Origin of the sequence: Erwinia sp. S43, assembly GCF_016624745.1 — a bacterium.
In the GTDB taxonomy this organism is placed as follows: Bacteria; Pseudomonadota; Gammaproteobacteria; order Enterobacterales; family Enterobacteriaceae; genus Erwinia; species Erwinia coffeiphila.
The window spans coordinates 246,712-266,525 of the sequence record NZ_JACVTX010000005.1 but is presented as its reverse complement, the minus strand read 5'-3'; the positions used below and the strand labels follow the sequence as shown (position 1 = coordinate 266,525).

Annotated in this window: 15 protein-coding genes; 8 read left to right on the top strand and 7 right to left on the bottom strand. The window is 48.2% G+C overall.

Features of this window, described 5'->3' with window-relative positions:
- Positions 1 to 22 precede the first annotated feature (22 nt).
- Entirely contained in the window at positions 23 to 1,429 is a 1,407-nt protein-coding gene (tolC, locus tag IBT47_RS09300; protein ID WP_200560214.1) for an outer membrane channel protein TolC, read from the bottom strand.
- Between the two features lie 211 nt (positions 1,430 to 1,640).
- On the opposite strand from tolC, the gene nudF reads away from it, so the two are divergent.
- The 6 genes from nudF to IBT47_RS09270 all read left to right on the top strand — a co-directional run bounded on the left by nudF (position 1,641) and on the right by IBT47_RS09270 (position 7,102).
- Positions 1,641 to 2,273 carry an ADP-ribose diphosphatase gene (nudF, locus tag IBT47_RS09295; RefSeq protein ID WP_200560213.1) on the top strand — a complete coding sequence of 211 codons (633 nt, stop codon included), beginning with the start codon at positions 1,641 to 1,643 and terminating at the stop codon, positions 2,271 to 2,273.
- A 2-nt stretch (positions 2,274 to 2,275) separates the two neighbouring features.
- Positions 2,276 to 2,698, top strand: coding sequence for a DUF1249 family protein (locus IBT47_RS09290; RefSeq protein ID WP_200560212.1), 423 nt, complete (start codon positions 2,276 to 2,278; stop codon positions 2,696 to 2,698).
- 47 nt (positions 2,699 to 2,745) lie between these two features.
- A complete protein-coding gene (gene cpdA, locus IBT47_RS09285; protein WP_200560211.1) occupies positions 2,746 to 3,573 on the top strand; it encodes a 3',5'-cyclic-AMP phosphodiesterase in 828 nt (275 codons plus the stop codon).
- Between the two features lie 3 nt (positions 3,574 to 3,576).
- Positions 3,577 to 4,161, top strand: a complete 585-nt coding sequence (gene yqiA, locus IBT47_RS09280) for an esterase YqiA (RefSeq protein ID WP_200560210.1) — start codon at positions 3,577 to 3,579, stop codon at positions 4,159 to 4,161.
- Between the two features lie 52 nt (positions 4,162 to 4,213).
- Positions 4,214 to 6,109 carry a DNA topoisomerase IV subunit B gene (parE, locus tag IBT47_RS09275; protein ID WP_105592520.1) on the top strand — a complete coding sequence of 632 codons (1,896 nt, stop codon included), beginning with the start codon at positions 4,214 to 4,216 and terminating at the stop codon, positions 6,107 to 6,109.
- 93 nt (positions 6,110 to 6,202) lie between these two features.
- On the top strand, positions 6,203 to 7,102 hold the full coding sequence (locus IBT47_RS09270) for a LysR family transcriptional regulator (RefSeq protein WP_200543547.1): 900 nt from the start codon (positions 6,203 to 6,205) through the stop codon (positions 7,100 to 7,102).
- A 20-nt stretch (positions 7,103 to 7,122) separates the two neighbouring features.
- Here IBT47_RS09270 and IBT47_RS09265 read toward each other — a convergent pair whose 3' ends face one another.
- The 6 genes from IBT47_RS09265 to IBT47_RS09240 form a co-directional block, all read right to left on the bottom strand.
- The gene (locus IBT47_RS09265; protein ID WP_200560209.1) at positions 7,123 to 7,428 is read right to left on the bottom strand and encodes a putative quinol monooxygenase; all 306 of its coding nucleotides are present in this window, start codon (positions 7,426 to 7,428) and stop codon (positions 7,123 to 7,125) included.
- Positions 7,429 to 7,467: 39 nt separating this feature from the next.
- Complete coding sequence (locus IBT47_RS09260; RefSeq protein ID WP_200560208.1) at positions 7,468 to 8,049, bottom strand: NAD(P)H-dependent oxidoreductase; 582 nt, start codon at positions 8,047 to 8,049, stop codon at positions 7,468 to 7,470.
- Positions 8,050 to 8,267: 218 nt separating this feature from the next.
- On the bottom strand, positions 8,268 to 10,136 hold the full coding sequence (locus IBT47_RS09255) for a filamentous hemagglutinin N-terminal domain-containing protein (protein ID WP_200560207.1): 1,869 nt from the start codon (positions 10,134 to 10,136) through the stop codon (positions 8,268 to 8,270).
- Positions 10,137 to 10,306: 170 nt separating this feature from the next.
- Complete coding sequence (locus tag IBT47_RS09250) at positions 10,307 to 12,160, bottom strand: filamentous hemagglutinin N-terminal domain-containing protein (protein ID WP_200560206.1); 1,854 nt, start codon at positions 12,158 to 12,160, stop codon at positions 10,307 to 10,309.
- A 224-nt stretch (positions 12,161 to 12,384) separates the two neighbouring features.
- Positions 12,385 to 14,259 (bottom strand): filamentous hemagglutinin N-terminal domain-containing protein, encoded by a 1,875-nt coding sequence (locus IBT47_RS09245; RefSeq protein WP_200560205.1) that lies wholly within the window; start codon positions 14,257 to 14,259, stop codon positions 12,385 to 12,387.
- 109 nt (positions 14,260 to 14,368) lie between these two features.
- Entirely contained in the window at positions 14,369 to 16,060 is a 1,692-nt protein-coding gene (locus tag IBT47_RS09240; protein WP_200560204.1) for a ShlB/FhaC/HecB family hemolysin secretion/activation protein, read from the bottom strand.
- 543 nt (positions 16,061 to 16,603) lie between these two features.
- Between IBT47_RS09240 and parC the strand changes: the two genes are divergently transcribed.
- Both parC and IBT47_RS09230 read left to right on the top strand, forming a co-directional pair.
- On the top strand, positions 16,604 to 18,877 hold the full coding sequence (gene parC, locus IBT47_RS09235) for a DNA topoisomerase IV subunit A (protein WP_200560203.1): 2,274 nt from the start codon (positions 16,604 to 16,606) through the stop codon (positions 18,875 to 18,877).
- A 151-nt stretch (positions 18,878 to 19,028) separates the two neighbouring features.
- Positions 19,029 to 19,766, top strand: coding sequence for a 1-acylglycerol-3-phosphate O-acyltransferase (locus IBT47_RS09230; protein WP_105592602.1), 738 nt, complete (start codon positions 19,029 to 19,031; stop codon positions 19,764 to 19,766).
- Positions 19,767 to 19,814: the final 48 nt, after the last annotated feature.

Genomic DNA, 19,814 nt, shown 5'->3' with positions numbered 1-19,814 from the left:
GGATTATCGCTGGCCTTATTATTTATTGCGCTTTAACCGATTGGCTCAAATCACGATCGGCGGCAGCATCCTGTTTTGGATTCTCAGGTGCAACAGCATCCGGCGTGGTGGGAATATCTTTGCCGAGATGATTATTCAAGGCAGTCAGATCGTCTTCGTTGAGCGTACCCAGAGCGGATTTGATGTTCAGCTGATTAATCATATAGCTATAGCGCGCATTCGCCAGTTGCTGCTTGGCGTTGTACAGCGTTGTTGTCGCATCCAGCACGTCAACGATGGTACGCGTACCGACCTGATAACCGGCTTCCATCGCATCCAGTGAGCTCTGTGAAGAAACTACGGCCTGCTTATAGGCGTTGATGCTGCTGATAGACGCGTTCACGTTATTAAATGAAGAACGGACGGTCTGAACGGCAGTACGGTGGGCGCTTTCTAACTGCTCACTGGAGGAAACAAACGCATACTGCGCCTGTTTGACCTGTGAGGTGACCGAACCACCGCTGTACAGCGGCAGGCTGAAGTTTAAGCCGACCTGGTTGCTGCCGCTGATATTGTCAGTGCCGGTAGAGCGATCGCCATGGTAACGATTATTGGACAGACCGGTTGAGGCGGTCAGACCGACGGTTGGCATATGACCGGTTTCGGCTGAGCGAATTTGCTCACGAGCCAGATCCTGTGACAGACGTGCGGAGAGCAGGCTGAGGTTGCGGCTTTCCGCTTCTTTCAGCAGATCTTTCACCGGCTGTGGCTTATCCGTTTTGAAACGATCAACGTTAAGCGACGCGAGGCTTGGATAGTAATTCCCGGTAACCTGGCGCAGAGACTCTACGGCGTTATCGAGGTCGTTACGTGCGCTCACTTCGCTTGCCAGCACGCTGTCGTATTGTGAACGGGCGTTCTGCACGTCAGTGATAGCGACCAGCCCAACATTAAAACGCTGGGTGGTTTGATCTAACTGGCGGTAGATTGACTGCTTCTGCGCTTCGGTATAGGAAAGGGTATCAATCGCATTCAGGACGTTGAAATAGGCCGTTGCCGTGTCCAGAATTAGCTTCTGCTGTGCGGTCTGGTAGGTGACATCCTGAATCCCGGCTGTTTTTTCCTGCAGTGTCAGCGCACGCCATTTTGACATATCAAAAATGGTCTGGGTAAGCTGCAGCGATGCGCTTTTCGTATCGCTGTTCGAATCACGAGCATCGCGATAACCGTTAGTATAGGTATAGTCCGCTCCCAACCCGAGCTGCGGTAACAGTGGGCTACGGGCTTCGTTAATTTTCTCAAAAGCAGCATCGCGATCGGCCGCTGAGCTACGAAGATCAGGGTTGGACAAACGAGCCTGCTGATAGACCTGAAGCAGGTTTTCAGCCTGGCTGGCAACACTGAAGCCGCCCAGGCTCAGACCAATGAGTAAAGGGAGCAGTTTGTTCATTTGCATTCCTTGTAGTGCCGCAAAATTGCTATGGTAGCGCTGGCGTAGGCCAAAAAATTATCGCCGATTCTAGCAGAGTGTGCCGTTAAGGTAAGTTGGCTGAAAGTGCCATCTCGCTTTAATTTACGCAAATAATTCCTCAGAAACTACAAATCTAGCGGTATTACTATTGCACTTTTCGTCATTGCGATCATTTTCAGGAGAGGTTCCTATGGCAATCTGTAACACATTCCCGGTAACGTTTACCAAAGACGATGTAGAAATTATCGCACGAGAGACGCTTTATCGCGGTTTTTTTTCGGTGGAACGTTATCGCTTTCGCCACCGCTTGTTTAACGGCGAAATGAGTGGTGAAGTGAGCAGGGAAATTTTCGAGCGCGGTCATGCTGCGGTGCTGCTACCCTATGATCCGCTGCGTGATGAAGTCGTACTCATCGAGCAAATACGCATCGCCTCCTGGGATACCAGTCCGACCCCGTGGAAGCTTGAGCTGGTTGCAGGAATGATTGAGGAAGGTGAAGCACCGGAAGAGGTCGCCAGACGTGAAGCGGTTGAAGAAGCCGGATTGACCGCCGGGCGAACCAAACCTATCAGCAATTACCTGTCCAGCGCGGGGGGCACGACCGAGCGATTGATGGTGTATGTTGGGGAAGTGGATGCCAGTGTGGCGAAGGGAAACCACGGACTGGAGGAAGAGAATGAGGATATTCTTGTCCATGTGGTGAGCCGTAGTCAGGCTTATCAATGGGTGGAAGAGGGGAAAATAGATAATGCAGCGGCGATCATTGCCTTACAATGGCTCGAGTTGCACTATAAACAACTATGTAATGAGTGGAAGCCTTAACGATGAAGCGTTACGTTCCTGACTTTCCCGAAATGATGCGCGTGTGCGAAACTAACTTTGCACAACTGCGGCGCTTACTACCGCGTGACGACCAGGCCGGAGTGTCAGTGGCGTACCAGGTAAACGGTGCCAGCTATCAAATTACCATTTTGGAATCGACGCGTTACACCACGCTGGTGGAGATTAAGCAAACCGCTCCGGCCGTGAGCTACTGGAGTCTGCCTTCCATGTCGATCAGGCTTTATCACGATGCCATGGTGGCGGAAGTGTGTTCAACACAGCAGATCTATCGATTTAAAGCACGCTATGATTATCCTAATAAAAAGCTGCATCAGCGTGATGAAAAACACCAGATTAACCAGTTTCTGGCGGAATGGCTGCGCTACTGTTTATCGCATGGAGCGGTAGCCGTTCCGGTTTGTTGAACCCGCTGCAACACGTTGTAAGAGAGCGGTAACCCTAAGGACTTTGATTGGATAGCTTGTTGAAACTTCCTGTGGCGAGTGGGTCCAGTATCAGGATTTTACAGATAACGGATACTCACCTTTTTGCAGGCAAACATGAAACGCTGCTGGGTGTGAATACCTGGGCCAGTTATGAAGCGGTGTTGGAAGCCATCGCGGCACAACGGCGGCATTATGACCTGATCGTCGCTACTGGCGATCTGGCTCAGGATCACACTACCGAAGCCTATCAGCATTTTGCTGAGGGTATCGCTCGTCTGCCTGCTCCTTGCGTATGGCTGCCAGGCAACCATGACTTTCAGCCGACGATGTTCAGTACGTTGGCAAGCGCTAGCATCGCCGATGAAAAACACGTCCTGATCGGTGACTGCTGGCAGGTTGTGCTGTTGGATAGCCAGGTTTTTGGGGTGCCTCACGGCGAGCTGAGTGAGTATCAGCTTGAATGGCTGGATAAAACGCTGGCCAGGGAGCCGCATCGGCATACGCTGGTTTTGCTTCACCACCATCCCCTGCCTTCTGGCTGTACGTGGCTCGATCAGCACGGCCTGCGAAATCCACATATGCTGGATGCCGTGCTGCAGCGTTATCCGCTGGCGAAAACGCTACTCTGTGGCCATATTCATCAGGAGCTGGACCTTGAATGGCAGGGCCGGCGCGTGCTGGCTTCTCCTTCAACCTGCGTGCAATTCAAGCCGCACTGCACCAACTTTACCATTGACGCAGAATCTCCCGGCTGGCGCTGGCTTAATCTGTTCGATGATGGCCGCGTAGAAACTGAAGTCTGTAGGCTGACAACGCGAATTTTCAGCCCTGACCTGGATTCGGAAGGTTACTGATCGATGGCGACGCTGCTCTACCTTCACGGTTTTAACAGCTCACCCCGTTCGGCTAAAGCGACCGCGTTCGGTCGCTGGCTGGGGGAGCACCATCCGTCGATCAATTTGCTGGTTCCACAGCTCCCTGCCTTTCCGGCTGAAGCGGCGGCACTGCTTGAAAATATCGTATTGCAGGCGTCAGGGGAGCCGCTGGGCATCATCGGCTCATCGCTTGGCGGATATTATGCGACCTGGCTTTCCCAATGTTTTACGCTGCCTGCGGTGGTGGTGAATCCCGCTGTGAGGCCGTTTGAGCTGCTGGTGGATTTCCTGGGTGAAAATCAGAACCCCTACACCGGCCAGCAATATGTGTTAGAGTCGCGCCATATTTACGATCTAAAAGTGATGCAGATTGACCCGTTAGAGTCGCCGGATTTGATCTGGCTGCTGCAACAAACGGGTGATGAAGTGCTCGACTACCGTCAGGCCCTGGACTATTACAGCGCCTGTCGTCAGACGGTAGAAGAGGGCGGAAATCATGCTTTTATCGGATTCGAACGCCATTTCTCCGCTATGTTTGATTTCCTGGGGCTAACCTCGCAAGCGTGAAATCAGACGGAGTTTGGGCAATCATTTTTAGCCACTAATTCAGATTGTTACCATGACTCAATCCAGCTATAACGCTGATTCCATTGAGGTTCTCAGCGGCCTTGAACCCGTGCGTCGTCGCCCGGGTATGTATACCGACACAGCGCGGCCTAACCATTTAGGTCAGGAAGTGATCGATAACAGCGTGGATGAAGCGCTGGCCGGCCACGCTAAACGTGTGGAAGTAATTCTGCATGCCGATCAGTCGCTGGAAGTTATCGACGACGGGCGCGGTATGCCGGTGGATATCCATCCCGAAGAGGGCGTGCCGGCCGTTGAGCTGATTTTCTGCCGCCTGCATGCCGGTGGTAAATTCTCCAACAAAAACTACCAGTTCTCCGGCGGCCTTCACGGCGTGGGTATCTCGGTGGTAAATGCGTTGTCAAAACGCGTGGAAGTGACCGTGCGCCGTAACGGCGAAGTCTACGAAATGGCTTTTGAAAACGGTGACAAGGTGCAGGACCTGTCGGTGACGGGCACGGTAGGCAAACGCAATACCGGCACCCGCGTGCAGTTCTGGCCGGATGAATCCTTCTTCGACAGCCCACGCTTTTCCGTTTCGCGCCTCAGCCATTTGCTGAAGGCGAAAGCCGTGCTTTGCCCGGGTGTTGAGATCGTCTTTAAAGATAAGGTTAACAACACTGAGCAAACCTGGTGCTATGCCGATGGCCTGACAGACTATCTGATGGAAGCGGTAAACGGATTGCCTGTATTACCGGAAAAGCCGTTTGTTGGCGCATTTTCCGGTGATGTTGAGGCGGTTGACTGGGCGCTATTGTGGCTTCCTGAAGGCGGTGAACTGCTCACCGAAAGCTACGTTAACCTGATCCCGACCATGCAGGGCGGCACGCACGTTAACGGTCTGCGGCAAGGGCTGCTGGACGCAATGCGCGAGTTTTGTGAATTCCGTAATATCCTGCCGCGCGGGGTTAAACTTTCGGCGGAAGATATCTGGGATCGTTGTGCTTACGTGCTGTCGGTAAAAATGCAGGATCCCCAGTTCGCCGGTCAGACAAAAGAACGTCTGTCATCGCGCCAGTGTTCAGCATTTGTTTCAGGTGTTGTGAAAGATGCCTTCAGCCTGTGGCTGAACAACAACGTGCAGACGGCAGAGTTGCTGGCCGAGCTGGCAATTTCCAGCGCTCAGCGCCGCATGCGTGCCGCTAAAAAAGTGGTGCGTAAAAAGCTGACCAGCGGCCCGGCGCTGCCGGGTAAACTGGCTGACTGTAGCGCACAGGATCTCAACCGTACTGAACTTTTCCTGGTGGAGGGGGATTCAGCGGGCGGATCGGCTAAGCAGGCGCGCGATCGTGAGTATCAGGCGATCATGCCGCTGAAAGGTAAGATCCTGAATACCTGGGAAGTCTCCTCCGATGAGGTGCTGGCTTCGCAGGAAGTACATGATATTTCTGTCGCTATTGGTATCGATCCGGACAGTGAAGATCTCAGCCAGCTGCGCTACGGTAAGATTTGTATCCTCGCCGATGCTGACTCCGACGGACTGCATATCGCCACGCTGCTGTGCGCGCTGTTTGTTCGCCATTTCCGCACGCTGGTGCAAAATGGTCACGTTTACGTCGCCATGCCGCCTCTTTATCGTATCGATCTGGGCAAAGAGGTTTACTACGCGCTGGATGAGGAAGAGAAGGCCGGTATCCTTGAACAGCTGAAGCGTAAGAAAGGCAAACCGGGCGTGCAGCGCTTTAAAGGTCTGGGTGAAATGAACCCGCTGCAGCTGCGCGAAACCACGCTCGATCCCAATACCCGCCGCCTGGTACAGTTAACGGTCGATGAAACCGATGTGGATCAGACGCTGGCAGTCATGGATATGCTGCTGGCGAAGAAACGCTCCGAAGATCGTCGTAACTGGCTGCAGGAAAAAGGCGATACTGCCGAAATCGAAGTATAAAACGCCGGAGCGGATCGTTATTTACGATCCGCTTCAGCTCATCCATAATCTGCTAAGAAACCTCATTCTCCTCTTCTCCCAAAGGCCGACCCATTGAAAATTACCCTTGAAGAACTGCGTGCGTGGGTGGTAGTGGTCGACTGTGGCTCGATTACCGCCGCTGCTGAGCAGCTAGACCAAACCACTTCCGGTATCAGCCGTGCGTTGAGTCGGCTGGAGAGCAAGCTGCAAACCACGCTGTTGCATCGAACGACCCGCCGCATTGCGCTGACCGAAGAGGGGCAGATTTTCTTGCAGCATGCCCGGCAAATTATCGCCTCCGTAGAGGCCGCCGAAGAACAGATCGCACAGCGTCGGGAAATTCCGTCAGGAAGACTCCGGGTGAATGCGGCTTCCCCGTTTATGCTGCACGTCATTGTGCCGCTGATTGACGGGTTTATTCAGCGCTATCCGCTGATCGAGCTGGAGCTGAATACCGATGACGTGGTGATTGATTTGCTCGAACAGCAAACCGACATTGCGATTCGTATTGGCGAGCTGCGGGATTCGACCATGCACGCACGCATGCTGGGCAGCAGCAAACTGCGGCTTATGGCCAGTCCGGCATACCTGGCAAAGCACGGTACGCCCCAGAGCGTAGCCGACCTGGCGCATCATCGGCTGTTGGGATTTAGCCAGCTGGAACAGCATAATATCTGGCCTGTTCGCCAGGCCGACGGCGAGCTGCTGCAGATTAAACCTGGCGTAGGGGCATCCAGCGGTGAAACGCTGCTGCATCTGGCGCTGCATGGGCAGGGGATAGTGCGTGTTTCAGATTTTCTCTGCCGGGAGGCGACGGCCAGCGGCCAACTGGTGCCGGTACTGGCGGCCGAAACCTGCGAAATGCGCCATCCGATCAATGCAGTTTACTACCGTAACAGTACGCTGGCCGCACGGATCAGCTGTTTTCTGGACTACCTCAGCGAGCAGCTTGCCAGCAAAAATTTGCTGTAAGCCGCTCGCCAATGACCTTCTTACGCGGGTTCCAACACGAAGATCTTCACGTCGACCACATCATCTTTGATGATCGCGCGGTGGGTTTCCATATGATCCGCCTGCTGATGCTGCTCCAGATGACGCAGCGATTCCCAGTGTTCCACCATAAAAATTGAGTCCGGTGAGTGCTGCTTCCACGGCACCTGAGCTTTATGATCGATCAGTGCCTGATAGCTGCCGCATCCTTCCTCCTCCAGTACCAGCGGAATCAGCCGCTCGATCGCTTCAAGTACGGCGGCGCGACGGCCCGGTTTGATACAAATTTCAGCCACAACAGTTAACATAGCGCTCCTCGGATCGATGAATCGAATTAACAGACTAAGTTAAGCAAAAATTGTACTCAGATGAGTCCGATAACGGGAGATATCCCCTGCGATATCAGGCTGTTTTATCACATCATTACAGATAAAGGTCGGTAATCCTTCCATACCCAGGAACTGGTTAGCCTTATGGAAGTGCAGATAAACGCCGTCCACGCCAACGCCTTCAAAGAACTGTTCCGGGTCGGTAAAGGCCTGCAGCGGCGCATTCCACGTCAGAGACAGCATATACTTTTTGCCCTGCAGCAGGCCGCCGGAACCATATTTTTTTGCCGCATCTGAGCGCGTGCGCCCGTCACTGGCATACAGTTTGCCGTGGCCTTCGGTAAAGACTTCATCTATGTATTTTTTCAGGGTCCATGGTTCACCCATCCACCATCCAGGCATTTGATAAATGATGGTGTCAGCGGCGAGGTATTTTTCAATCTCGTCGGCAACGACGTATCCGTCATCCACTACCGTGACGTCAACATGATGTCCGGCATCGCGCAGCCAGCTGGCGGCGATACCGGTCAAAGTGTGGTTCAGTTCACCTTTAGAATGTGCAAAGGTTTTACCGGCATCGATAATTAAAATATGGCTCATGACTTAATCCTGATTCTGTGAATTTGATGCAAGTCTACAGCAGCATATGGGGGCGTAAAATGCGGTATGGGTCACAACACTCTTGCCTGGCAGGCAACAATAAGGGAGCAATTGCGTGAGCGATAAAGCGTATGAACCGGCCCCGTACAGTGATGTGCGGGGCCGAAGGTGCTGGTGCTTCTGAAAGCGTTTAGCTTCAGCGGCTGTAAGGCTGAACCTTACTGATAGGGGGTTTGATAAGGGCTCAGTGTAACCTCGGATGATTCTCCGGTGTTTTCAAACTTATCGCTCTGAATTTCTATAGGATTAGTTGATGATAATTCTCCTTTGATATTCAGGACTTCAGGAGCATTAATCATCAACTTCTCGTCGGCAGAAATCTTTCCGCTGGTGTTCGTCAACGACGTACTGGCCTGTAGCAGCGCTTTTTTTGCACTGCTGATAATGTTGCGATTTTCAATGGTATCCGCCTTAATGACCAATTCATTAGCAGACTGAATTTCTCCGGCATTCACGAATGAACCACTGCGATCATAGCTGAATTTATTTCCGGCTTTTAAGATACCCTCATTAGTGAACTGGATACTTTCATCGCTTCCATTGTTGCTGATAACCAGATTGTTGCCTGAATCAAGGGAGGTATTTTGGTCGAATTCGCCAAGGGTATTGGCTTCAATGCTAATATCATTTTTAGCAAGCAGCTTACCCGAGACAATACCAAACTCTTTACCTTTCAGTTCTTCGGCATAGATATTGATCGTATTGGCGGAGACATCAGCATTATCCATGTTGATATCCTGCTGAGAGGCCAGCGCAACAGTACCATTCTCAGAATGAACGACGCCCGCACTATTGTTCAACAGACTTCCTGCATTAATTGCAATGTCTCCTTTTGCAATAATTCCACCTGATGTCGGATTTCTTTTACCGTTAGTTTTAGTCATTTCTTCATCATTGATAGCATATTTTTTGCTATCCTGATTGATTATCTGATTGGCAACCAGACTGATATCATTGCCCGAAATTAGCCCTGAAGTGTTATCCAGGGTGCTGCCGTTAAGCGCAATGGATTTAGCGCTGCTAACAGTCCCCTGGTTGTTATTGAGTTCGTCTGCGGCAATCATGAAAATATCCCCAGCGCTGGAGATAGAGCCAGACGTGTTATCAACATTCATTGCAATAATGTTCGCATCGCGACTGGATGTGCTAATCTTACCGCTATTGCCGATCGTCCCCATCGTTGTAATGTATAGTTCGGAATCTGCGGAAATTAACCCTTTGTTGCTGATTCCTGGACCATCCTGATCTATTATCATTGTGATTTTATTTGCGTACATTCCCCCGAGTGCAGCAATATCGATACCCACAGCCCCAGGCTCGGCGGCTGTTCGAGAGTTCGTCTTACCAGCGTTGACCTTTAAATCATTAGCGCGCAGTTCTGCACTGATCTTAACTGTATTGGCCAGCAGATTGGTAAAATCAGATTTATCATTCATTCCATTTCCGGTAATGATGATGTCACCTTTTTTGACATTAATACTTGTCAGTTTGTCATTCTGAATCTTAATGTTTCCAGTTGTCAGGGTGCCGTTCCCGGTATTGATAAATCCACAGCCGTCGCATGATATTCCCGAAGGGTTAGCGATGATTACATCAGATTTTTTTCCCGCCACTTCAATCATACCGTTTAGCTGGCTGGGGTTGTTTGAGATAACTTCATTTATGATCAATGACGCCGGGCCTTTCGCCATATTGGTATTACCGGCAACATTCCCTGTCAGAGTCGTTGTGCTTTCACTGGCGTTGTTATTAAGAATGACGCCATTCTGATTTACATCAAATTGATTGAATTTATTATGAGATATTCCGGATGATGATGCACTGTTGATATTTATTGTCGTGGACTGATTACTGTTATTGATAATGGTTGGGATGTTGCTTTGATTTTGTGAAGCAATGATTTCGGCATTGGTTGGTGAAATATATCCCAGAGATAGCCATGTCAACACACATACTGGTGCGATACGTGATACTTTACTGAGGTGATTTTTTTTAGAACATCCATATGATGAGTTTTTCATGCTCATGATTCTTTCCTTGTTAATTGATTTAACTAATCGCCTGATGTATTCGTTAATTATATTAATGTAACTTTTATTATTTAAAAATAGTAATTTATTTGTTTTTGATGTAAAAAAGCCCGCAGATTGCGGGCTTAAAAATTAAATAATATTATAAGTAAATAGTGTTATGGTTTTTAGTTTAATGGGTTCTGATTAAGGGTTCCAGAAGTGTAACCCGTATTGGTATATTTGTTGGTATAAACATCAATGCCTTTTTTACCGATTAATCGACCGCGGTAGTTATTAATGGTGGGGCCGCTTAGCGTTAGGTTTTTCATGGATGAGATCATGCCATTAAGATCATTGTAAATGGACTGACTGGCATCAACTTTCACATTGCCATATCCATTAATAACGGCATGGTTAATAAGTTGGTTTGTTTTAATGCTAATTTCATTGCCAGCATCTAATACACCATAGTTGTTGATGATTCCATGGTCATAATTAATGTTATTTGATGCGGAAAGTGTTGCATAGTTGAGGAACGTCCCTGTATTACGCCCATCCAGGCTGCTGATATTAATGTCATGGCCCGCATCCAGTACGGTTGTTCCATCAAACTTGCCAAGATTTCCCACTACAAAGTTAATATCATTTCCCGCTACCAGATGTGCATCAATTGGGTCTGGCTTTGGTCTTGCTGGATAGTCAACGGTTTTCGATGATACCAGAATATCCTTGTTGGCGTAAATTCGAGAATAGTTCAGAACCATGTCGGTGTTTGATACCAGAGAAACATTCCCTGAATCAGAATAAATCCAACCGGCAGAGGTGTTTAGTAAGCCATTGGTATTCACACTGACATCTTTTTCAGCATAGATCCCGCCTTCACTAACAGCCTTAGGATTGTCGGAAAATAACTTGCTGTTGGTGTTTGTCAGCGTGCCCGACACAATACTAACTTCGTTCCCGGTAATAAATCCACGATCGTTGTTTACGTTTGTGCCGTTGATAGCCACCATCTTCTCGGCATTAATGAGCCCTTTCGAGTTTGTCAGGGTATCTTCCGAAAGAATGTCGATATCCTTACCAGCAAAAATTTTTCCAGTAGTATTGTTAAGACGTTTTCCACTCAGACTCACGCTGCCAGTTTTTGACTCCAGAGTACCAGCAATATTAGTAATAGTGCCATCAAGATTAATGTTCAGATCTGAGTTCGCAGAAATGATACCCTTGTTACGAACACCATCAAGAGTTGATGCAGCCATTAAGGTAATCTTGTCTGCATACATACCGCCCAGTGCAGAGACGTCAATACCTACGGCGGGAGCATTTTTAGTATAGCCAGTATTGACCAGTTGATTACCTGAAGTAACGATATTACTGTTAATACCAGACATTACCTGGATTTCTTTGGCATCGATTTTGGCATTAACCTGTAATGCGGCAGCCAGCAGCGTGGTGTAGTCAGCGGTATCCGTCATCCCCTGACCGTTGATGATGATCTTTCCTTTCTGTACATTAATACCGGTAAGGCTGCCATCGTTGCCGATAGTGGGAGTCCCGGTGGTTAATGTACCGCGGCCGGTATTGATAAAACCGCATCCACTGCAAGTAATTCCTGATGGGTTAGCGACAATAACATCCGCTTTCTTACCGGCAACTTCAATCTGGCCGTTAAGCTGGCTTGCGATATTTGATGTGACTTCGTTGATAATTAACTTTGCTTCACCGGCACTAAGATTAGTATTTCCAGCAATCTGGCCCGCTAACTGTGAGTTTATCGCTGCTTTGCTATTGTTTAGAACTAAACCCTGTTTCGTAACGTCGAATTGAGTGTATTTATTATGGGAAACTCCTGCTGATGATGCAGAATTAATGTTAACCGTGACAGAACCATTTGTGTTGGCTTTTACCCAGGGACGCTCTGCTTGTTTAATATCAACAACTACTGCTGCCTGTGCAGTGGTAATATATCCCATTGCCAACCATGTCATCATGCAGATTGTCGATGCTTTAAATAAATTAGATGATTTTCCATTGATCATTGTGTGTCTCCATATATTGAAGAATGAGTACTTGAGTCCAGTACTTATATCCATTTTAAAGGTTTTAATTATTTCATATATAGTAATTTATTTAATATGGGTGCCGCGCCTGTTATTTTTTAGGGGTGGTTATCAAATAGTTGATTTTTTATGTCGCCTGCTTCCATTCTGGATTTATACAAGTAAACTAATGAGCTCCCCACAAACGGTGAGGAGCTGGTTGATTACTTGTAAGGCTGTACTTCTACTTTTCCTTCTATTTTTCCATCGTTACGATAGAAATTACTCATTACTTTAGTTCCATTAATTGAGGTGATTCCTCCTGTATTTCTAAAGAATCCTTTGGAACTCAATACAATGTTTGTTTTACTCAATATTTGACCATTATCCTTATTGTAAAATCCACTTGTTGAGTTGATATTGACTTGATTACCGCTGATTTTTGCGTAATTATTAAATCCGGCGGAATGAATGTTCATAACTTTCCCTGCTTCAGTTGTACCAAAGTTCGAAAATGCACCGGAACTTTTATAGTTGAAGTTATTGCCGGCAGAGAATGTGCCTAAGTTATTCAGGTTTCTTGCATTCTCATCCTGATTAGCAATATTGAGGTTGATATCATTTCCTGCTTTAATAGCGGAATCTGATGTGATAGCGAAAAGTGAATTGAGATTTATGTTAACATCTTGATCTGCTTTGATTACGGTTCCATCCAGGCCATTCACAATAGGGCTGTTGGCAAAAGCAGCATTGATAACAACATCTTTCGCATTGATTTCAGTTGAGTTGATTCCCAACCTGTTGCCTGCTTTGAGAGAAACACTACCTTTTGATGCCGTTATTTTTGTTCCGCCGTTCCCGATTGACATTTCTCCATTAGTCACAATGATCACATCACCATTTTTTGCGATGATTTGACTTTTCTTATCTGAATCTGAAGAACCACGTTTACTATTTTTGATATTTTGTATTGAAGCAGATTTAATATCCACACTCTCGGCCGTGATAGCACCATGATAGTTGTTGATGTTAGCATCGGCTAAAATATTTAATTTACCATCGGCAAGTATGCTGCCCGATATGTTTTCCAGTCTTTGTGATGATGACATAAAGTTTCCACCAGCGGTCAGGCTGCCTTTGCGATTATTGATCGTATCGGCATAAATTGTCATATCATTTCCACTGGATATACTTCCTGTGTTTCTGATGGTGCCGTTATTTTGAATAACCAGGTCGGTATCCGCAGATATGATTCCCCTGTTTTTTATTGATACACCTTTCTGCCCGGCAATAAGCGTGATCTTATCTGCATACATACCACCAAGTTTAGCAACATCAATCCCCACATAATCAACCTGTTCATTTTCGGCTGCGTGACTCTTCAGCACGCCGTCAACATGATTGATATCAGCGTTTTTACCCGCCATCAGCGTTAAATTATTTGCAGAGTTTTCTTCAGCAATGATATTGATAGTGTGAGCGATCAGTGCAGTGTAGTCAGACTGATCCTGCAAACCATTCCCTTGCAGAATAATATTTCCTTCTGAAACACTCATGGACGGATTGTTTGAAATGTCCACTTTACCGGTAGTCAACACACCTCGTTCCGTATTGATAAAACCGCATCCGTCACAGGATATTCCTGACGGGCTTGCAACAATGACATTTGCTTTTTTACCTGCAACTTCAATCATGCCATTTAACTGAGTCATGTTTTTTGATGCCACTTCATTGATGATAACCGTGGCGGGTCCATTTGATAAATTACTGTTTCCTGCTATTTTTCCACCAAGAATAGTCCTGGATTCACTTGTGTTATTATTAAGTACGAGCCCGTTTTTATTAACATTGAACTCAGTGAATTTATTATGTGAAACGCCATTTTTTGATGGGTCGTTAATGTCAACAATGGTTGGTCCGGTCAGATTTTCATGGATACCAGGCCGGTTTACCATGCCCGAATCCGCAATCACTGCACCTTCTGCCGAAAAAATGCCACCGAATATCGCCCATGTCATCAGACAAATCGGGGCTACTTTGAAAAGCTTTGAAATTTTACTATCAGTGTTGCTTTGGTGATTTATTTTAATTGATAACATAACCGATCCTTGTTTGTTTAAATGAACTTAATATAGCCAGTAATGTTATAATTTCTTTTTATGCTCTATAAATAGTAATGTATTTATTCTATTTTCAATGTTTAACTTTTCAATACATCCATTGTAGGGTGAATCCTAATGTCAGATGATCGGTAACCAGTCCTTTAGGTTTTGAAATCGGGGTGCCTGCAAAGACGTCATACCCGGTTTTCCATTTCATACCACGAAATCCTATCGTACCGCCGGAAATTGATTTACCGGTAACCCACTCCTGATTAATATGTGAAACCCTGCCATAATCCACGCCCACATAGAGCTGATTATTCCATGATTGGGGCATATCTATATTAATTGTATTGCTAAAGTACCAGCCGCGGTCACCCATAAGGGTGTTTTCACCGTTGAAACCGCGTACCGTCCAGCGGTTGCCAATGTTGAACTGGTCCTGCGTAATCAATTGGTCGGGGCTGTATTGTTGGTAATAACGTGGCTGCCAGCTCATTGCCAGGCCAGCAAGCTCAAAGGGGGCCTGCGCCTGTAAATCCAGAGTCACTATCCGGCTAATATCGCTGGTTTCACCATACTTTGAACTGGCCGTTTCTTTACTCCCAAACCAGCGAACATTTCGCTGGAAGCTCAGATCGGCATCGACTACCGAATTTCTAAGATAGTGGCGATGGGCGAGATCGAAACGTAGGTTAGTCAGATTTAATCTCTGTAACTCCATTTCCGTATCGCCAATGTGATAGTGCGCATCGCGCTTGATCACCTGCGTACTAAATGTTGTTTTTTGCTGCGCACCGCGATGCACAACACGACTGACTTTACCAATAACCACTTTGTTATTTCCGCGATAATGATAATTAGAATAGTCACCGACAAGAGCCTGATGATACTTGTTTTCACTGGCATAAACGTTAAACGACCAGTATCCAAACGGTACGGTATAATTTAGTGAGGTGCTTTTATTACCTTTAGTATGGCTGTCCTGAAGATCATGCGATGCTGAGATGTAAAACAGATCGTTCAACGACGTTGGGTTATCAAGGTAAAGTGCAAGTCCTGCCTGATAGCGTCCGGTACTTCTGCTGCCTGAGTCATCAGCCCAGCCAGCCACGCGCCAGAATGATTGCTGTGACCGGTCGATAGCGACATCGCTTTTTCCTTCTTCAGAAGAAGGGAGAAGATTAATATGCACATCCGTCGTTGGAATCCCCTGCATATTTTCCAGTCCCTGTTCAAGATCGCGAAGATCGAGAATTTTTCCTTTATGAGTTGGGAAGGTGTTGGTCACGTGAACATATTTATCTGAACCATCTTGCAAGAAAATATTCCCAATCAGGCCTGATACTACCTTGATTTTTAAATCACCATCTTTAACGTTTTGTTCCGGTAGCTCAGTACGGGATGTTATGTAGCCTGAAGCGATAAGTTTATTCTGTAGGGTGATGGCTATTGTTTTGATATTACTGGCATTCATGCAATGACCCACGGCCTGATTGGCGATCCTTTGTAAAGGAAGCCAGTGGGGGACCGCGCCATCTTTATCCAGCTGTACGTCTTTAATTTTTAGACAATCAGGCTCATCAAGATATTTTTGTCCTTTAATTATATCCGGGGCAGGTTCTGAACGTACATCTTTACCTGTTGTATCCAACTGGGACTGTAGCGCTTTTTGTTGTTCTTGCTGATTCGCATTCTGTTGTTGAATATTGGCGACCGGATTGGCAGGAAATGCACTTTTTGTCACCAAAATGAGTAATATTGCCAGGTGATGAAGTTTAAAAGCATACGGTGTCACGATAAATCTCCATTAAAAAGCACACTTCCAGAAAAAATTAATTGAATCTGGCAGTGTTTTGGCTTTCCTTGCCTTTTTTGCTTGCCGTTAACGCTATCAAAGCGATAATGATGTCATTAAAGAATGCGGTTCGTTGAAAAACGAATGTTTAGATGAAATGCAAACAAGCCCACTTTGCTGAGCTATCTAATTTAAATTTTATTGATGATTAACATTTTGTGGGTCAGCAGTATAGATGTTGAAAGTCAACGGTGGAATAGTAATTAATCTAATGTTTTTAAGTTATATTAGATATTTTTGGAGTTTTAATTTGTCATTTTAGATGTTTTTAATTATCAAAGTCGCTAAATTTTAATGCGATTCCCTGCTGTATTCTCTACTGAACCCTGTGACATGCCCTAACCGGATAAGGTACTATCCTCGCCAAACTTACCGCGATGTGGGGCGGAGTTGCCTGACTGAGAATGGCAAGATATCAACCTGTTGTTGGCTTCCGTTCGATGTTGTCAGGCCGGAGCACCGCAATGTGAGGAAAAGAGAACAATGAGCGATCTGATGCAGGATGGTGCCGAGCGCCTTGCGCTGCACAAGTTTACAGAAAATGCGTACCTTAATTACTCCATGTACGTGATCATGGACCGCGCACTTCCCTATATTGGCGACGGTCTTAAGCCGGTGCAGCGTCGTATTGTATACGCGATGTCTGAGCTGGGACTGAGTAACAGCGCGAAATTCAAAAAGTCAGCCCGTACCGTGGGTGACGTGTTGGGTAAATACCATCCTCACGGCGACAGCGCCTGTTATGAAGCGATGGTACTGATGGCGCAGCCGTTCTCTTATCGCTATCCGCTGGTTGATGGCCAGGGAAACTGGGGGGCGCCGGACGACCCGAAATCCTTCGCGGCGATGCGTTATACGGAGTCGCGCCTGTCAAAGTATGCCGAAGTGCTGCTGGGCGAGCTGGGGCAGGGAACGGTCGATTACATTCCGAACTTTGACGGCACCATGCAGGAGCCGAAGATGCTGCCTGCGCGGTTACCTAATATCCTGCTAAACGGCACCACCGGTATTGCGGTCGGCATGGCAACGGATATTCCACCGCATAACCTGCGTGAGGTGGCTAAGGCGGCTATCGCGCTGATCGACAGCCCGAAAACCACGCTGGATGAGCTCCTGGATATCGTCCAGGGGCCGGATTATCCCACTGAAGCCGAAATCATCACGCCGCGTAGTGAGATCCGCAAAATTTACCAAAGCGGCCGTGGTTCGGTACGGATGCGCGCAGTGTGGAAAAAAGAGGATGGCGACGTGGTGATCACCGCGCTGCCGCACCAGGTTTCCGGGGCTCGCGTGCTGGAGCAGATCGCCGCCCAGATGCGTAATAAAAAGCTGCCGATGGTGGAGGATCTGCGTGATGAGTCGGACCATGAGAACCCGACCCGTCTGGTGATCGTGCCGCGCTCCAATCGTGTCGATCTGGAGCAGGTGATGAATCACCTGTTTGCCACCACCGATCTGGAACGCAGCTACCGTATCAATCTTAATATGATTGGTCTGGATAACCGCCCGGCGGTGAAAAACCTGCTGGAGATCCTCAGCGAGTGGCTGGTTTATCGCCGTGAAACGGTTCGTCGTCGCCTGAACTATCGTCTTGAGAAAGTCCTGAAGCGCCTGCATATCCTTGCCGGTTTACTCGTGGCCTTCCTGAATATCGACGAAGTGATTCATATCATTCGCAGTGAAGATGAGCCTAAGCCGGTACTGATGTCACGTTTCAACATTTCAGAAACCCAGGCTGAAGCCATTCTGGAACTGAAACTGCGCCATCTCGCCAAGCTGGAAGAGATGAAAATTCGCGGTGAGCAGGATGAGCTGGAAAAGGAGCGCGATCACCTGCAGGGTATTCTGGCGTCTGAACGTAAAATGAATACGCTGCTGAAAAAAGAGCTGCAGGCCGATAGCGATACCTACGGAGACGACCGCCGTTCTCCGCTGCGCGAGCGTGAAGAGGCGAAAGCCATCAGCGAGCACGAACTGGTGCCTTCCGAGCCGGTGACCATTGTTCTGTCGCAAATGGGTTGGGTGCGTAGCGCCAAAGGGCACGACATCGATCCGGCGGGCCTCAGCTATAAAGCCGGGGACAGCTATCGTGCAGCGGCACGCGGGAAGAGCAACCAGCCGGTCGTCTTTATCGACTCCACCGGGCGCAGCTATGCGCTCGACCCTGTCACGCTGCCGTCGGCGCGCGGGCAGGGCGAGCCGCTCACCGGTAAGCTGACGCCGCCGCCGGGGGCGATAGTTGAACAGGTACTGATGGAGGCTGATGAGCAGCGGTTGCTGATGGCATCGGATGCAGGTTACGGATTTGTCTGCACCTTCAGCGATCTGGTTTCTCGTAACCGTGCCGGTAAAGCGCTGCTCAGCCTGCCGGAAAATGCCAAAGTCATGACGCCGCTGGCTATTCATGGTGATGACGATCTGCTGCTGGCGATTACCGCTGCCGGACGTATGCTGATGTTCGCGGTTGGCGACCTGCCGCAGCTCTCCAAAGGGAAGGGCAACAAGATTATCTCTATTCCGGCGGCTCAGGCGGCATCGGGTGAAGATAAGTTGGCCTGGCTACTGTTGCTGACGCCGCAAAGTGCCATTACTCTGTACGTCGGCAAGCGTAAGCTGACGCTGAAAGCGGAAGACTTACAGAAGTTCCGTGCAGAACGTGGGCGTCGTGGCACTCAGCTGCCGCGTGGACTGCAGCGTATCGATCGTGTTGATGTTGATGGTCCGTCACGTCCTGTCGTAGATGACAGCGAGGAGTAATTCTCCTGTGCCGATTGCAGGCTGGGGACGCCAATGTCGCCAGCCTGCCGAAATCATCAAATAAAAAAACAGTTAAGCCACTTTTAGTCAGCGTATGATGCCGAAATCATTCGGTCAGCATACGTTGTCGGCATGCAATAACGAGGTTGTGATGCTCTCTATTTTACGTATCATTGTGGTTATTATTTATTCGATACTGGTTTGTGTTTTTGGCTGTATTTATTGCCTGTTCAGTCCGCGAAACCCGAAGCATGTTTCTACCTTTGGCCGCCTTTTCGGCCGGCTGGCTCCGGTGTTTGGCTTAAAGGTTGAATTGCGCCGCCCCGAAGGCCATGAAAATTTCCCCAACGCGATCTATATCTGTAACCACCAGAACAACTACGACATGATCACCGCGGCGAATATCGTTGAGCCATCGACCGTGACCGTTGGCAAAAAAAGCCTGCTATGGATCCCTTTCTTCGGCCAGCTGTACTGGCTGACCGGCAACCTGCTAATCGATCGTGATAATCGCGCCAAGGCACACGGTACGATTGGTGAACTGGTTAACGAGTTTCAGAAGAAAAAAATCTCATTCTGGATGTTTCCGGAAGGCACGCGTAGCCGCGGCCGTGGGCTGCTGCCGTTCAAAACCGGTGCGTTTCATGCTGCCGTTGCTGCCGGTGTGCCGATTATTCCGGTCGTCGTTTCCAACACGCATGACAAAATCAAACTAAACAGGTTGAAAAATGGCCTTGCTATCGTCGAAATGATGCCACCTGTCGATACAAAATCATTTGAAAATCAGTCCGTTCGAAAGCTTGCGACCCACTGCCGCGAGCTAATGTCGGCAAAACTTGATGAGTTAAATGCTGAAGTCGCTGCACGCGAAGCATCAGGTAAGCTATAAATTATCGGAGTGAGCATGGCCCCATGCTCACTCTCAGTTATTGATGCG

What these genes read in the sequence shown, in the direction of transcription:
- tolC (WP_200560214.1), bottom strand. Translation starts at nt 1,429, where the DNA reads ATGAACAAACTGCTCCCTTTACTCATTGGTCTGAGCCTGGGCGGCTTC.
- nudF (WP_200560213.1), top strand. Translation starts at nt 1,641, where the DNA reads ATGGCAATCTGTAACACATTCCCGGTAACGTTTACCAAAGACGATGTA.
- IBT47_RS09290 (WP_200560212.1), top strand. Translation starts at nt 2,276, where the DNA reads ATGAAGCGTTACGTTCCTGACTTTCCCGAAATGATGCGCGTGTGCGAA.
- yqiA (WP_200560210.1), top strand. Translation starts at nt 3,577, where the DNA reads ATGGCGACGCTGCTCTACCTTCACGGTTTTAACAGCTCACCCCGTTCG.
- parE (WP_105592520.1), top strand. Translation starts at nt 4,214, where the DNA reads ATGACTCAATCCAGCTATAACGCTGATTCCATTGAGGTTCTCAGCGGC.
- IBT47_RS09265 (WP_200560209.1), bottom strand. Translation starts at nt 7,428, where the DNA reads ATGTTAACTGTTGTGGCTGAAATTTGTATCAAACCGGGCCGTCGCGCC.
- IBT47_RS09260 (WP_200560208.1), bottom strand. Translation starts at nt 8,049, where the DNA reads ATGAGCCATATTTTAATTATCGATGCCGGTAAAACCTTTGCACATTCT.
- IBT47_RS09255 (WP_200560207.1), bottom strand. Translation starts at nt 10,136, where the DNA reads ATGAGCATGAAAAACTCATCATATGGATGTTCTAAAAAAAATCACCTC.
- IBT47_RS09250 (WP_200560206.1), bottom strand. Translation starts at nt 12,160, where the DNA reads ATGATCAATGGAAAATCATCTAATTTATTTAAAGCATCGACAATCTGC.
- IBT47_RS09245 (WP_200560205.1), bottom strand. Translation starts at nt 14,259, where the DNA reads ATGTTATCAATTAAAATAAATCACCAAAGCAACACTGATAGTAAAATT.
- parC (WP_200560203.1), top strand. Translation starts at nt 16,604, where the DNA reads ATGAGCGATCTGATGCAGGATGGTGCCGAGCGCCTTGCGCTGCACAAG.
- IBT47_RS09230 (WP_105592602.1), top strand. Translation starts at nt 19,029, where the DNA reads ATGCTCTCTATTTTACGTATCATTGTGGTTATTATTTATTCGATACTG.